The sequence below is a fragment of the Anaeromyxobacter oryzae genome, from assembly GCF_023169945.1.
GTDB classification, from domain to species: domain Bacteria; phylum Myxococcota; class Myxococcia; order Myxococcales; family Anaeromyxobacteraceae; genus Anaeromyxobacter; species Anaeromyxobacter oryzae.
In genome coordinates this window covers 6,152,693-6,166,324 of the sequence record NZ_AP025591.1, presented here as the reverse complement: position 1 = coordinate 6,166,324, position 13,632 = coordinate 6,152,693, and the positions used below count along the sequence as shown (strand labels likewise).

Sequence of the window (13,632 nt, the reverse complement as noted above, 5' to 3'; positions counted from 1 at the left end):
CTGCCACGGAGCGAGGAGAGCCGGCCCCCGCTCCGCGCGAGGGCCGGACCGCGGCAGCGCCGATTCTAGACCTCGGCCTCGATATCGCGAGTTTCCGGACTCTCCATCCGCTCGGGGGCGGAGACGCCCAGCACCGCGAGGCCGTTCGCGAGCACCTGCTTCAGCGCGCGGCAGAGGAAGAGCCGCGCGGCGGTCTTCCGGCCGTCCGGGCCGATGACGCGCTCTCCGCTCTTCTTCCCCTGGGTGTACCAAGAGTGGAACGCGGCGATCGTCTCCTGGAGGTAGAACGCCACCCGGTGCGGCTCGTACGCGAGCGCAGCGCCCGCGAGCATGTCGGGGAAGGCGGCGATCCGGCGGATGAGGTCCTGCTCCTCGGGCGAGCCCAGCGTCCGGAGCGCCTCGAGATCGAAGTCCGGGACGGCGTGGCCCGCCTCGCGCGCCTTCGCGAAGATCGCCGACAGCCGGGCGTGGCCGTACTGGACGTAGAAGACGGGGTTGTCGAGCGTCTGCTTCTTCGCGAGCTCGACGTCGAAGTCGAGCGGCGCGTCGGAGCGGCGGGTGAGGAAGATGAAGCGGGCGGCGTCCCGGCCCACCTCGTCCAGGACCTCGCGCAGCCAGACCACGTTCCCGGCGCGCTTCCCCATCTTCACGGCCTCGCCGCCGCGCGTGAGGTTCACCATCTGGATGAGGACGACGTGCAGATCCTTGCGGGACGCGCCGAGCGCCTCGAGGGCGGCCTCGAGGCGCGGCACGTAGCCGCCGTGGTCGGCGCCGAGGACGTCGACGAGGACGTCGGCGCGCTGCCGCTTCTCCCAGTGGTAGGCGATGTCCGCGCAGAAGTACGTCGGCGTGCCGTCTGCCTTCTTCACGGGCCGGTCCACCTCGTCGCCGTAGCTCGACGAGCGGAACAGCGTGAGATCCTCCGCCGGGCTCACCGCGTCGTCCGCGGCGTCGTGCGCGTCGCCGTCCTGCGGCGGCGGAGGCGGAGGCGGCGCGGCCTGGCCCTTCTTCGACTTCGGCGGCGGGAGCTTCCCGACGTAGACGAGGTCCTTCTCCTCGAGGAACCGGAGGAAGCGATCGACGGTGCCGGACTCGTAGAGCGCCTTCTCGGACGACCAGCGGTCGAACTCGATGTTGATCGCCGCGAGATCGCCCTTGATCATCCCGAGGACGTGCTGGACTGCACGGTCGCGGAAGAGCGCGAGCCACTCGGGCTCCGGCGCGTCGAGGAACCGATCGCCGAGCTCCGCCTTCAGCGCGGCGGCGATGTCCTTCACGTACTCGCCGGGATAGGCCTTCGGCGGGAAGGTGATCTGCCGGCCGTGGAGCTCCTGGTAGCGGAGGTGGACCGAGCGCGCGAGGGTCAGCACCTGCGCGCCGTAGTCGTTCACGTAGTACTCGCGCGTGACGTCGAACCCGGCCCAGCGCAGCAGGCTCTGCACGCCGTCGCCGGTCACGGCGTTCCGGCCGTGGCCGACGTGCATGGGACCGGTGGGGTTCGCCGACACGTACTCGACGATGACCTTCTTCCCCTTCCCCACCGCCGTCCGGCCGTAGTCGGCGCCCGCCGCGACGGCCCGCTCCAGCGCGCGCAGCCACACGTCCGGCGCGAGGCGGACGTTGATGAACCCGGGGCCCGCGATCTCGAGCGCCGCGATCTCCTGCTGCGCGTCCGCGGCGCGCACCGCCTCGAGGATCGCCTGCGCGAGGACGCGGGGCGGCTTCCCCGCGCCCTTCGCGAGCACCATGGCGGCATTGACGGCGAAGTCGCCGTGCTTCGGATCGCGGGGCGCCTCGACGGAGAAGCCGGCGTCGGCGGCGGGCCAGCGGCCCTGGGCGGCGCCCTCGGAGAGCGCCCGGCGGAAGATCTCGATGACGCGTTCGCGGACCATATCGGGAGGGGTCGATCTACCGGGCGCGGGCCGGGGAAGCAAGGTCGGCGGCGAGGCGGCGGGGGCCGCCGCCGCCGTCAGGCGTAGGCGTCGAACGCCCCGCAGCGGCGGCACCGCCAGGCCCGGGAGGGCGCGTCCGCGCCGCACCGCTGGCAACGGGGAGCGCGCGCCTTGAGAAGCAGCGCCTGCACGAGGACGTCGTGCCGCGCTGCGAGGTCCTCGGGGCCGGGCGCCGCGGCCTCGCGGAGCACCTCCCGCATCGCGAGCGTCACCTCGCCCGAGGCGTCGCGCTCGAGGGCGCGCCGAGCGGCGGCCACCGCCTCCGCCGCCCGGTCGGTCCGCTGCAGCGCGCGCGCGTGCAGCAGGTGCAGGCCCGCGTCTTGCGGGCGCGCCGTCGCCCGGGCCGCGACGAAGGCCTCGACCGCGGCGGCGTCCGCGACCGCGGCGAGGCCCGGCCAGGCGAGCGGCGCCGCGCGCGGGTCGGCGTCGAGCGCCCGTCCGATCGCGTCCAGCGCGGCCGCCGTCGCGCCGGCTGCACCCTCGGCCTCGGCGAGCGCGATGAACGCGTCCGCGCTGGACGGGTGCGCCGACAGCGCCTCGCGCGCGAGCGCGACGGCCGCGGCGGCGTCGCCCGGGAGCGCCGCGCGGGCGCGCGCCGCGAGGAGGTGCGCGAGGATCGGATCGGCCCCGGCGGTCCCGAGGCGCCGCTGCAGCGCGATCGCGCCGTCGAGATCTCCCTGCTCCACCTTGACGTCCCGGAGCCCCTCCGCGGCGGCGACGTCCCCCGGCACCAGCCGCGCGTACAGCTCCGCGGCCTCGGCGAGCATCCCGCTCCGCCGGTAGTCCTCCGCGAGCTCACGCTCCACCTCGGGGCGGCGCGCCGGGTCGAGCGCGCGGCCCATCAGCATGTTCCGGTGCAGGCGCACGGCGCGAGCGAGATCGCCCTCGCGGCGGAACAGCGCGCCGAGGGCGAGGTAGGTGTCGATGGCCTCCGGGGTTCCGAGCCGCGCGGCGTCGGACAGCGCCTCGATGGCGGCGTCGGGGTCGCCGGACACGATGGAGCGGACGCCCTTCAGGTACGCCTGCGCCTCGTCGCGGCGGCGCTTCAGCCGATCCGCGACGAGGATGCCCACCACCGCGACGAAGGACCCGAGCGCGACGGCGACCCAGACGTTCATGGCGCCCGGGCCCGCGTCAGCGGCCGGCGAACCCGGCCGAGAGCCGTCGCCAGGCCTCGTCGAGCGCCTCCACGACGACGCGCACGTCGGCCAGCACTGGCATGAAGTTGTTGTCGCCGCCCCAGCGTGGCACGACGTGCCAGTGCAGGTGATCGGCGATCCCCGCGCCCGCGACCTTGCCGAGGTTCATACCGACGTTGAGGCCCTCGGGTGCGTACACGGCCTTCACGACGTCCACGGCGCGGCGAAGCTCGTCCTGCAGCCCCGTCCACTCCGCCGCCCCGAGCGCGCCGAGGTCCGAGACGTGCGCGCGCGGGATCACCATCACGTGCCCCGAGTTGTACGGGAACTTGTTGAGGCAGGTGAACGCGTGCTCGCCGCGGTGCACGAGGAGGTTCTTCCGATCCTCGGACGGCGGCGCCGCCGGGAACTCGCAGAAGATGCACCCCGTCGGCTTCTCCGACCGGATGAACTCCATGCGCCACGGGGCCCAGAGCGGCTGCTGCACGCGAACCTCCGTTCGGGGCGCGGGCTACCGCGCGAGGAAGTAGACCCCGGGCTGCTGCGCCGCGGCGGCGCGCTGCTCGAGCCGCGTGGCGACCGCGTCCGCCGCCGCCGACGCCGCGCCGCCCATGAGCTGCTCGAGGAACCGCCCCTTCTCGTCGGGCGGGTAGACGAGGTTCGGCTCGCCGGAGCCGAGCTTCGCGTCCTGCCTCGCGAGCTCCACCGCGTCGTAGAAGTTCCCGAGCTGATCGACGAGCCCGGCGTCCTTGGCCTGCGCACCGGTCAGGGCGCGGCCGTCGGCGATGGCGCGGACCTTCGCCTCGTCCATCTTCCGGCCGTCGGCGACCGCCTTCACGAACTGGACGAGCGTGTTCTCCACGATCGCCTGCCAGTAGGCGCGGTCCTGCTCGGTCATCTCGCGGAAGGGGTTCCCCGCGTCCTTGTACGCGCCGGTCTTGATCGTCTCCACCCGGACGCCGACCTTGTCGGCGAGCGCCTTCACGTTCGGGAACATCGAGATCACGCCGATGGAGCCGGTGAGCGTCCCGGGCTCGGCGACGATCTTCGGGCACGCCATCGAGACGTACAGGCCGCCCGACGCCGCGAGCGTCCCCATGGAGCAGACGACGGTCTTCTTCGCCGCGAGCTTCCGCAGCTCGTCGTAGATCTCCTGGCTCGGGCCGACGGCCCCACCGGGCGAGTCGACCCGCACGACGACCGCCTTCAGCCCGTCGTCCTGGGCGAACTTCCGGATGTTCTTCATCACCCGGTCGGCGTCCACGCCCTGCGGCCCGGCGCCGATCTGCCCCTTCACCTCGATGATCCCGATCCGGGGCCCGCTCGAGAGCGCCGGCGCCTCGCCACGGACCGCGCTGTATGCGAGGAGCAGGAACCCGAAGAACACGAGGAACAGCCCGCCGAAGATGAAGGCGACGATCCCGAGGGCGAGCCGGTCGCGCCTCGGCGGGGGCGGCGGCGGCATCGCGGGCGGCTGCTGCCCCCACCCGCCCGGCGGCCCCCATGACGGCGGAGGCGGAGGCGGCGCGCCCCAGCGCGGCGCGTCCGGGGCGCCCGGAGGACCCGCCGGCGGCTGCGGCGTGGAGGGGCCGGAACCCACGGGCGTCGTGGGGAGGGGCTCGTTGGGGTCGGTCGGGTTCATGGCTGCCTCACGTAAGCACGCGGGGCGGAGCCCCGCAACACTTCGCTCGCGCGCGGGTCAGCGCGTCCGGCGGTGCGGCCCGGGTGCGCAGCCGCAGCGGGAAAGCAAACGGGCGGCCCGTCTCCGGGCCGCCCGCTTTCACTTCGAGTGCTGCCAGCGCGCTACTTCCGCCGGTTGAACTTCTCCATGAGGTCGCCGAGGCGGGCGCGGCCGTCGCCCTGGCGGCGCAGGTACTCGCGGTAGTCCTCCTCGCCGCCGTCACGGTTCAGCGCCTTGATCGACAGCGCGACCTTGCGGTCCTGCAGGTCCATGTCGATGACCTTGACGTCGATCTCCTGGTTCTCCTGCACGACGTCGCGCGGGTTCTCGACGCGCTCGTCCTTCATCTCGGAGACGTGGACCAGGCCCTCGATGCCGGGCTCGATCTCCACGAAGGCGCCGAAGTCGGTGACCTTCGTGACGCGGCCCTTCACGCGCGAGCCGACCGGGTGCCGCTCGGCGAGCGTCGTCCACGGATCCGCGTGGGCCTGCTTGATGCCGAGGCTGAAGCGCTCGTTCTCGACGTCGATGTTGAGCACCACCGCCTCGACCACGTCACCCTTCTTGAACTTCTCGCCCGGGTGCTTGATGCGCTCGGTCCAGGAGATGTCGGACACGTGCACGAGGCCGTCGATGCCCTCCTCGACGCCGACGAAGATGCCGAAGTCGGTGACGTTGCGGACCTCGCCGCGGATGACGGAGCCGATCGGGTACTTGTCCTCGAGGAGCGTCCACGGGTTCGCCTCGATCTGCTTCATGCCGAGGCTGATCCGCTTCGCCTTCGGGTCGATGTCGAGGACGACCGCCTCGACCTTGTCGCCCACGTTGACGAGCTTCGAGGGGTGCTTCACGCGCTTCGTCCAGCTCATCTCCGAGACGTGGACGAGGCCCTCGACGCCCTGCTCCAGCTCGATGAACGCGCCGTAGTCGGTGAGCGAGACCACCTTGCCGGCGACGCGCGTGCCGACCGGATACTTCTCGTCGGCGCGGTGCCACGGGTCCTCCTGGATCTGCTTGAGGCCCAGGCTGACGCGCTCGGAGGCGGGGTCGAACTTGAGGACGACGACGCGGACCTCCTGGCCGACCTCGAACATCTCCGACGGGTGGCCGATGCGGCCCCAGCTCATGTCGGTGACGTGCAGGAGGCCGTCGATGCCGCCGAGGTCGATGAAGGCGCCGTAGTCGGTGAGGTTCTTGACCACGCCCTTGAGGATCGCGCCCTCCTTCAGGTTCTTGAGGGTTTCCTTCTTCAGCTCCTCGCGCTCCTTCTCGAGGAGGACCCGGCGCGACAGGACGATGTTCCCGCGCTTCTTGTTGAACTTGATGACCTTGAACTTGAACTTCTCGCCGATGAGCTTGTCGAGGTTCCGCACCGGGCGGATGTCGACCTGCGAGCCGGGGAGGAACGCCTTCACGCCGATGTCGACGGAGAGGCCGCCCTTCACGCGACCGACGATGACGCCCTCGACGAGCTCGTCGCGTTCGCACGCGGCGGAGATCTCGTCCCAGATGCGCATCTTGTCGGCCTTCTCCTTGGAGAGGACGACCATCCCGGTGTCGTTCTCCCGGGATTCGACGAGCACCTCGACCTTGTCACCCACCTTGACCGCGGGCTCGCCGCCGGGGAGGGCGACGAACTCGGACATGGGCACCTGACCCTCGGACTTGTAGCCGATGTCGATGACCGCATAGTCCTTGGTCAGCTGGATGACGGTTCCGCTGACGACCTTGCCCTCTTCGATGGGACCGGCCTTCGCCTCGCTTGCGGCGAACAGGGTCGCGAAATCCTCGGTCTCGACTTCGGGCGTACGAGTAGTCTGGTTCTCCATTCGGTCAGGCCAACCTTTTTTCCGGGAAGCGTCGGGCGCGAGGCGGGAACCGGATGCGCCGACGTTGCCACTGCTGCCCCCTGGGTTTCGTTCCGCGCCGTGCTCCCGGGGATCGGGGAGGCGGCGCGCGCCGGGCGCACCCCGGCCTACAGTGTGTAACTACGAGGCGCGCACGCTACACGGCCGGATTTCCTGCGTCAAGGCGGGCGGATGTCACGGGAGAGCGCGGAGCCAGGCGGCCACGCCCTCGACCACCCAGTCGGGCGTCGAGGCGCCGGCCGACAGGCCGACGACCTTGCAGCCGGCGAACCAGGCCCGGTCGAGCTCGGCCTCGGTCTCGACGTGCCAGGTCCGCGGCTGGATCTCGCGGCAGATCTCCGCGAGGTGACGGGTGTTCGCGCTGCTCTTCCCGCCCACCACGACCACGGCGTCGACCTCCCGGGCGAGCGCGCGGGCGTCCGCCTGCCGCTCGTCGGTGTCGTTGCAGATCGTGTTCACCGCCCGGACCTCGCGGTGCCGGAGGGCCAGCGCGCCGACCACCCGCTCGAACTCCGCGCCGATGCAGGTGGTCTGGGCGATGACGGCGACCTTCCTCGCCTTGATCTCGGGGATCTCCCCGCCCGGCTTCACGACCGTGCAGGGCCCCTTCGAGTAGGAGACCACGCCCTTGATCTCGGCGTGGTTCGCGTCGCCGACGATGACGACGTGGTACCCCTCCTCGCTGAGCCGCTGCGCGATGGCCTGCGGGTACTTCACGTAGGGGCAGGTGCCGTCCACGACCTCGAGGCCGCGCGCCTTCGCGCGCTCGAGCTCGTCGCGGATCGCGCCGTGCGTGCGGACGACGACGGTCGTCCCGTCCGCGACCTCGCCGACGGCGTTGACGGTGCCGACGCCCTTGTCCCGGAAGCGGGCCACCGCCTGCGGGTTGTGGATGATGGGGCCGAGCGTGACGACCGGGCCGTCCGCCTGGCCGGCGACCTCCATGACCTTGTCCACCGTGCGGCGGACGCCCCAGCAGAACCCCGCGGTCCTCGCGATCTTCACGTCCATCGGCCGCCCTATATAGCGTCTGCCGGCGCGCCGGACCACCCTCCCCGCCCACCCGGGCGCCGGCCGTGCGGGGTGGACGCGGTCACGTCTTGTCGCCGACGAACCTGTCCCGCTCGTCCTTGAACAGGACGTTGAACGTGGTGAGCGAGCCGTAGCAGCGGGTGACATACTGCTGCATGTCCACCTTCTCCGCGTCCGTGAGCTTCTCGTGCGCGTTGATCTTCTGCTCGAGGACGCGGAGCCGGTCGCGGATCATCACGATCTTGTGGAAGAGGCTGTCGAGCGGGATCTCCTTCGGCTGCGTCTGTGCGTCCCCGGGCTTCAGGACGACGGTGCCGCCCTCCCAGCGCGGCGCGAGCCGGACGTGGGTCGTCTCCTCGCGCAGCGCCTCGCGGATGGCCTGGGCGAACTCCTCGCGGGTCATGTCGGTCAGCTCCTCCGGTAAGGGCGGCAAGGGCGCGCGGTCGGGCTCGGCGCGCTCGGGGGGCGTCGCGGGGATCGGCTCGGGCTCCGCCTCGCCGGCCCGGTGAACGACGACCATCGGCTTGAGCGTGCGCGAGCGGCGCCGCTCCGGGGCCGGCGGCGGCGCCGACGGGACCGCCGCGTCGCGGGACAGGTAGCGCTCGCAGCTCGGCGCGGTGCCGGGGAAGTTCCCGGTGCGCACCTGCAGGCGGCAGGGGCCGATGGGGCCGCGCGCGTCCTCGAGGATCGGGCGCCAGAGCCGGCAGCTCCCGCACTCCCTGGGCCCGTAGGTGCGCTCGCCGTCGCTCACCGCCGCGCCCCCCGCCGGCCGCGCCCCATGCGGACCTCGACCTCGCGCGCGAGCGTCTCGACCACGGCCTCGAGCGGCGCGCCGCTCGTGTCCACCACCACCGCGTCGTCGGCCGGCTTGAGCGGCGCGATCTCGCGCTCGCTGTCGTCCTTGTCGCGCTTGCGCTGATCGGCGAGGACCTCGTCGAAAGACGAAGGATCGCCCTTGGCCTGGAGCTCCGCGTGCCGCCGCCGCGCGCGCTCCTCGGCGGTGGCGACGAGGAAGAACTTCGCGTCCGCGTCCGGGAACACCACGGTGCCGATGTCGCGCCCCTCGAGCACCGCCCCGCGGTTGCCGGGGGCGGTCGCGAGCCGCCGCTGCAGGTCGAGGAGCCCGGCGCGGACCACCGGCCGCGCCGAGACCTTGCTCGCCCCGAGCGACATGGGCGGCGTCCGGATCTCGGCCGTGACCTCGTCGTCGCCGAGGAACACCCGCGCGACCCCGCCCGCCGCCGCGGGCGGCGCGAAGCGGAGGTCGAGGCGCGGCAGCAGCGCGCCGAGCGCCGGGTCGTCGTCCAGCGCGACCCCGCCCCGCGTCGCGGCGAGGGCGACGGTCCGGTAGATGGCCCCCGTGTCCACCATCGCGAACCCGAGGCGCGCCGCGAGCAGGCGGGACGCGGTGGACTTCCCGGCCCCGGCCGGCCCGTCGATCGCCACGATGAACGGGCGGGGCGAGCTCACTTGCCGAGCACCTTCTTCAGGGCCGCGAGGCACTTCTCGTTCTCGCGCCGGAGCCCGACGGTGATCCGCTGCGCGGTCGGGAAGCCGTACCCGACCATCGGCCGGACGATCACGCCCTCGCGGAGCAGATCCTCGAAGAGCTGCTTGCCGGGGCGCCCCGGGAAGTCGGCGAGCACGAAGTTGCCCTGCGACGGCACGACCGTCGCGCCGACCGCGGCGAGCCCGGCGGCGAGGAACGGCCGCTCCGCGAGGACGAGCGCCCGGCTCTTCGCCACGTGCTCGTCGTCGCGGAGAGCGGCCACGCCGGCCGCCTGGGCGACGTGGTTCACGTTGAAGGGCGCGCGCACGCGATCGATGTACTCCACCACGTCGGGCCGCGCGACGCCGTAGCCGAGCCGGAGGCCGGCGAGCCCGTGGATCTTCGAGAAGGTCCGGAGCACGACGACGTTCGGATACTTCCTCCGGAGCGCGAGCCCGTCCTGGTACCCGGGCAGGTCGACGAACTCCAGATAGGCCTCGTCGAGGACGACCAGGGTCTCGCGGGGCGCGGCGTCGAGGAAGGGCAGCAGCTCCCGCTCCGGGAAGCACGTTCCCGTCGGATTGTCCGGGTTCGCGATGAAGACGACCTTCGTCTTTCGCGAGAGCAGCTTCTTCATCGCGTCGAGGTCGTAGTGGAAGCGCCCCTTCATCGGCGCCTCGACGAGCGTCCGGCCTTGCGCGCTCGCGGCGAGCTTGTACGCGACGAAGCTCTGGGCCGAGGTGAGGACCTCCTCGTTCTCGAGCACGAAGGTCCGGACCATGAGCTCGATGAGCTCGTTCGAGCCGTTCCCGACGAACACCTCCGCGGGCGTGACGCCGAGCTTCGCGGCGAGCGCGTTCCGCAGGTAGTAGGCGGAGCCGTCCGGGTAGAGGTTCACCCCGTCGAGCGCGTCGCGCGCGGCCGCGACGGCCTTCGGCGAGGGACCGAGCGCGTTCTCGTTCGACGCGAGCTTGGCCACGTCCGATACGCCGTACTCCCGCTCCACCTCCTCGATGGGCTTCCCGGGGACGTAGGGCGTGAGCGACGCGACGTGGGGCGGGACCAGGGCCATAGGGGCGTGAGTTATACCGCAGGACCCCGGAGCGCGGGGCCCCCCGCCGCCGCCGTCGCGCTGCCTCGACGCGGCGCGGGTCGCGCCGGGCCGGAGCGCGATCGGGCTCGCGCCGCTCGCCCCCCTGGTCGCCGGGCGGCCGGGCGTCGCGCGGGATCGCGACGCGCGCTTCCGCCGGCGCGCGGGGCGCGGCTACTCCTCGGACGTGAACACGCCCATCGCCCGGAACTTCTTGTAACGATCGGTGACGAGCCCCTCGGGCGAGAGCTTCCTGAGATCGGCCAGGTGGCGGCGGAGCGCGTCGCCGACGTTCTTCGCGGTGAGCGCGGGATCGCGGTGAGCACCGCCCGGAGCCTCGGAGATGAGCTCGTCCGTGATCCCGAAGCCCGCGAGGTCGCGCGCCGTGAGCTTGAGGGCGTCGGCCGACTTCTGGGCCTTGGTCGGATCGCGATAGAGGATCGCGCTGCAGCTCTCCGGGGAGATGACGGAGTAGATCGAGTACTGGAGCATCAGCACGCGGTTCGCCACGCCGAGCGCGAGCGCGCCGCCCGAGCCACCCTCGCCGATGACCACCGCGATCACCGGCACCTCGAGCGAGGCCATCACCTCGAGGTTCACCGCGATCGCCTCGGCCTGGCCGCGCTCCTCGGCGCCGATGCCGGGGTACGCCCCGGGCGTGTCGATGAAGGTGATGATGGGCCGGCGGAACCGGTTCGCGAGATCGAAGAGGCGGCGCGCCTTGCGGTATCCCTCCGGCCGCGGCATGCCGAAGTTCCGGAGCATGTTCTCCTTCGTGCTCCGGCCCTTCTGGTGCCCGATGACGACGACCGGCTCGCCGTCGAACTTGGCGAACCCGGAGACGATGGCCCGGTCCGCAGCGAAGCGCCGATCGCCCTCGATCTCGAAGAAGTCGGTGAAGAGCGCCTTCAGGTAGTCGTGCGTGTACGGCCGCTGCGGATGGCGCGCGAGCTGGACCGTCTGCCACCGATCGAGGTCGCTGAAGATCTCGGCCTGGAGCTTCTTGGCCTTCTTCTCGAGCTTGACGATCTCCTCGCTGAAGTCGACCTTGGCGCCGCCGGACAGCTCCTTCAGCTCGGCGATCTTGGACTCGAGCGCGAGGAGGGGGCGCTCGAACTCGAGGGCATAGGCTGGCTTGGACACGGACGCGCTTATAGCACGGCCTTCCGTGAACGCACGCGCGGAAGCCCTCGGGCTCAGCGCTTCTCGACGCGCCGCGCCAAGGCGTCCACGTCGTACGGCGGGGCGATCCACTCGACGCCGCGCTCCTTCCGCAGCCAGACCACCTGCCTGCGCGCGTACCTCCTGTGCGCGACCTGCACGCGCCGGATCGCCTCCTCGAGCGGGAGCGAACCGTCGAGCGCCGCCGCCGCCTCGGCGTACCCGATGGGGAGCTTCGGGGGGATCGCTCCTCCGAAGCGCGCCAGGAGCGCGCGCGCCTCGTCGAGGAGGCCGCCCGCGAACATCGCGCGGACCCGCGCGTCGATCCGCGCGTGGAGCTCCGCGCGCGGCGGATCGAGAGCGAGGAGCGTGGCCGCGTACCGGTCCGGCTGGAACGCGTGCTCGGCGTGGAGCTCGCTCGGGCGGCGTCCGCCGGCCGCGATCTCGAGCGCGCGCACGATCCGCACCAGGTCGTTCTCGCGGATGCGCGCGGCCGCCGCGGGATCCAGGGCCGCGAGGCGCGCGTGGAGCGCCGGGCGCCCGAGCGCCGCCGCCTCGGCCTCGAGCCGTGCCCGGAGCGCCGGGTCGCGGCCCGGCGCCGCCACCACGCCGTGGAGGAGCGCGCGGACGTACAGGCCCGTCCCGCCCGCGACGATGGGGAGCCGCCCCCGCGCGGCGATCTCCGCGATGGCGGCGTCGGCGAGGGCCGTGAAGCGCGCCGCGTCCATGCCCTCCCCCGGCTCGGCGACGTCGAGCAGGTGGTGCGGGGCCGCGGCGCGCTCCTCCGCGGTGGGCTTCGCAGTGCCGACGTCGAGCCCGCGGTACACCTGCTGCGAGTCCGCGTTCACGATCTCGCCGCCGAGGCGACGCGCGAGCGCGACGGCGAGCGCGGTCTTGCCCGACGCGGTCGGGCCGGCGACGACGAGGACGCGGATCACCGGCGCCCGCGCCTACCCGCCGACGCGCGCCGCGAGGTCCGCGAGCGCGATCGGCGTCTCCTCGCGCGTCTGGAGGTCCTTCAGCTTCGCCTGGCCCGTCTGGACCTCGTTGCCGCCGAGCACCACCGCGTACCGCGCGCCGACCCGCTCCGCCTGCTTGAACTGCGCCTTCATCTTGCCGCCGCGGGGGTCGAGGTCGCAGGCGATGCCGGCACGGCGCAGGTCCGCCGCGCGCCGGAGCGCCTCCATCGCGCCGGTCGCGTCCGCGGTGACGAAGAACACCGCGGGCCTCCGCTCCGGCGCCGCGCGCCCGAGCTTCTCGAGGATCATCGCGAGCCGCTCCTCGCCGAGCGCGAAGCCGATGCCCGGCGTGGGCGGTCCGCCCAGGGTCTCGACCAGCCGGTCGTAGCGGCCGCCGCCGGCGACCGCCGACTGCGAGCCGAGCGCGTCGCTCGTGAACTCGTAGGCCGTGCGGACGTAGTAGTCGAGGCCGCGCACGAGCCGCGTGTCGACGGTGTACGCGACGCCGAGCGCGTCGAGGCCCGCCTTCACGAGGTCGAAGTGCTCCCGGCAGCCGTCACAGAGCTTCTCGACGAGCCGCGGGGCTCGCTCCAGCACCGGCTGGCAGCTCTCGACCTTGCAGTCGAGGACGCGGAGCGGGTTCCGCTCGATCCGGTCCCGGCAGTCGGCGCAGAGCGCGCCCTGGTTCGCGGTCAGGTACTGCTTCAGGTCCGCGAGGTACGCCGGCCGGCAATTCTGGTCGCCGACGGAGTTCAGCTTCAGCGTCGCCGTCACGCCGAGCCGCCCGAAGTAGCCGGCGAGCAGCGCGATCTGCTCGGCGTCGATGAAGGGCTCGGCGATCCCGAACGCCTCGCAGCCGATCTGGTGGAACTGGCGGTAGCGGCCCTTCTGCGGCCGCTCGCGGCGGAACATCGGGCCCATGTAAAACCACTTCTGCGGGCCCTCGACGTACGCGCCGTGCTCGATGAAGGCGCGGACCGTCCCGGCGGTGCCCTCGGGGCGGAGGGCGAGCAGCTCCTCGCCCTTGTCCTCGAAGACGTACATCTCCTTGTTCACGATGTCGGTCGCCTCGCCGACGCCCCGCGCGAACAGCTGCGCGTGCTCGACGGCGGGGGTCCGCACCTCGCGGTACCCGTAGAGCGCGAACACCTCTCGCGCGACCGCCTCCATCTCGTGCCAGCGCCCGACGTCCGCGGGGAGGACGTCGTTCATGCCCTTCACGCCTGCGATCTTCATGGCCGCGGGTTTCTACCAGAGACCC

12 protein-coding genes are annotated in these 13,632 nt (G+C 72.5%); all 12 read right to left on the bottom strand.

Annotated elements, in window-relative coordinates; all coding sequences use genetic code 11:
• Positions 1 to 65 precede the first annotated feature (65 nt).
• The gene (locus tag AMOR_RS27005; protein WP_248356018.1) at positions 66 to 1,892 is read right to left on the bottom strand and encodes an arginine--tRNA ligase; all 1,827 of its coding nucleotides are present in this window, start codon (positions 1,890 to 1,892) and stop codon (positions 66 to 68) included.
• 77 nt (positions 1,893 to 1,969) lie between these two features.
• Entirely contained in the window at positions 1,970 to 3,070 is a 1,101-nt protein-coding gene (locus tag AMOR_RS27000) for a hypothetical protein (RefSeq protein ID WP_248356016.1), read from the bottom strand.
• A 16-nt stretch (positions 3,071 to 3,086) separates the two neighbouring features.
• Complete coding sequence (locus tag AMOR_RS26995) at positions 3,087 to 3,578, bottom strand: HIT family protein (RefSeq protein WP_248356003.1); 492 nt, start codon at positions 3,576 to 3,578, stop codon at positions 3,087 to 3,089.
• A 24-nt stretch (positions 3,579 to 3,602) separates the two neighbouring features.
• Complete coding sequence (gene sppA, locus AMOR_RS26990; RefSeq protein ID WP_248356001.1) at positions 3,603 to 4,733, bottom strand: signal peptide peptidase SppA; 1,131 nt, start codon at positions 4,731 to 4,733, stop codon at positions 3,603 to 3,605.
• A 161-nt stretch (positions 4,734 to 4,894) separates the two neighbouring features.
• Positions 4,895 to 6,601: a 30S ribosomal protein S1 gene (locus tag AMOR_RS26985; protein ID WP_248355999.1), complete on the bottom strand. Its 1,707-nt coding sequence runs from the start codon at positions 6,599 to 6,601 to the stop codon at positions 4,895 to 4,897.
• 213 nt (positions 6,602 to 6,814) lie between these two features.
• Positions 6,815 to 7,651, bottom strand: a complete 837-nt coding sequence (gene ispH, locus AMOR_RS26980; protein WP_248355997.1) for a 4-hydroxy-3-methylbut-2-enyl diphosphate reductase — start codon at positions 7,649 to 7,651, stop codon at positions 6,815 to 6,817.
• An 82-nt stretch (positions 7,652 to 7,733) separates the two neighbouring features.
• Positions 7,734 to 8,423, bottom strand: a complete 690-nt coding sequence (locus AMOR_RS26975; protein WP_248355969.1) for a hypothetical protein — start codon at positions 8,421 to 8,423, stop codon at positions 7,734 to 7,736.
• Positions 8,420 to 9,142, bottom strand: coding sequence for a (d)CMP kinase (cmk, locus tag AMOR_RS26970; protein ID WP_248355967.1), 723 nt, complete (start codon positions 9,140 to 9,142; stop codon positions 8,420 to 8,422). The genes AMOR_RS26975 and cmk overlap by 4 nt, the downstream gene beginning before the upstream one ends.
• Complete coding sequence (gene hisC / locus AMOR_RS26965; protein ID WP_248355961.1) at positions 9,139 to 10,233, bottom strand: histidinol-phosphate transaminase; 1,095 nt, start codon at positions 10,231 to 10,233, stop codon at positions 9,139 to 9,141. The genes cmk and hisC overlap by 4 nt, the downstream gene beginning before the upstream one ends.
• Before the next feature lie 192 nt (positions 10,234 to 10,425).
• Positions 10,426 to 11,394, bottom strand: a complete 969-nt coding sequence (locus tag AMOR_RS26960) for an acetyl-CoA carboxylase carboxyltransferase subunit alpha (protein WP_248355954.1) — start codon at positions 11,392 to 11,394, stop codon at positions 10,426 to 10,428.
• A 53-nt stretch (positions 11,395 to 11,447) separates the two neighbouring features.
• Positions 11,448 to 12,347, bottom strand: a complete 900-nt coding sequence (miaA, locus tag AMOR_RS26955; RefSeq protein ID WP_248362620.1) for a tRNA (adenosine(37)-N6)-dimethylallyltransferase MiaA — start codon at positions 12,345 to 12,347, stop codon at positions 11,448 to 11,450.
• A 15-nt stretch (positions 12,348 to 12,362) separates the two neighbouring features.
• Positions 12,363 to 13,607: a histidine--tRNA ligase gene (gene hisS / locus AMOR_RS26950; protein ID WP_248355946.1), complete on the bottom strand. Its 1,245-nt coding sequence runs from the start codon at positions 13,605 to 13,607 to the stop codon at positions 12,363 to 12,365.
• Positions 13,608 to 13,632 lie beyond the last annotated feature (25 nt).

What these genes read in the sequence shown, in the direction of transcription:
- AMOR_RS27005 (WP_248356018.1), bottom strand. Translation starts at nt 1,892, where the DNA reads ATGGTCCGCGAACGCGTCATCGAGATCTTCCGCCGGGCGCTCTCCGAG.
- AMOR_RS27000 (WP_248356016.1), bottom strand. Translation starts at nt 3,070, where the DNA reads ATGAACGTCTGGGTCGCCGTCGCGCTCGGGTCCTTCGTCGCGGTGGTG.
- sppA (WP_248356001.1), bottom strand. Translation starts at nt 4,733, where the DNA reads ATGAACCCGACCGACCCCAACGAGCCCCTCCCCACGACGCCCGTGGGT.
- AMOR_RS26985 (WP_248355999.1), bottom strand. Translation starts at nt 6,601, where the DNA reads ATGGAGAACCAGACTACTCGTACGCCCGAAGTCGAGACCGAGGATTTC.
- ispH (WP_248355997.1), bottom strand. Translation starts at nt 7,651, where the DNA reads ATGGACGTGAAGATCGCGAGGACCGCGGGGTTCTGCTGGGGCGTCCGC.
- hisC (WP_248355961.1), bottom strand. Translation starts at nt 10,233, where the DNA reads ATGGCCCTGGTCCCGCCCCACGTCGCGTCGCTCACGCCCTACGTCCCC.
- hisS (WP_248355946.1), bottom strand. Translation starts at nt 13,607, where the DNA reads ATGAAGATCGCAGGCGTGAAGGGCATGAACGACGTCCTCCCCGCGGAC.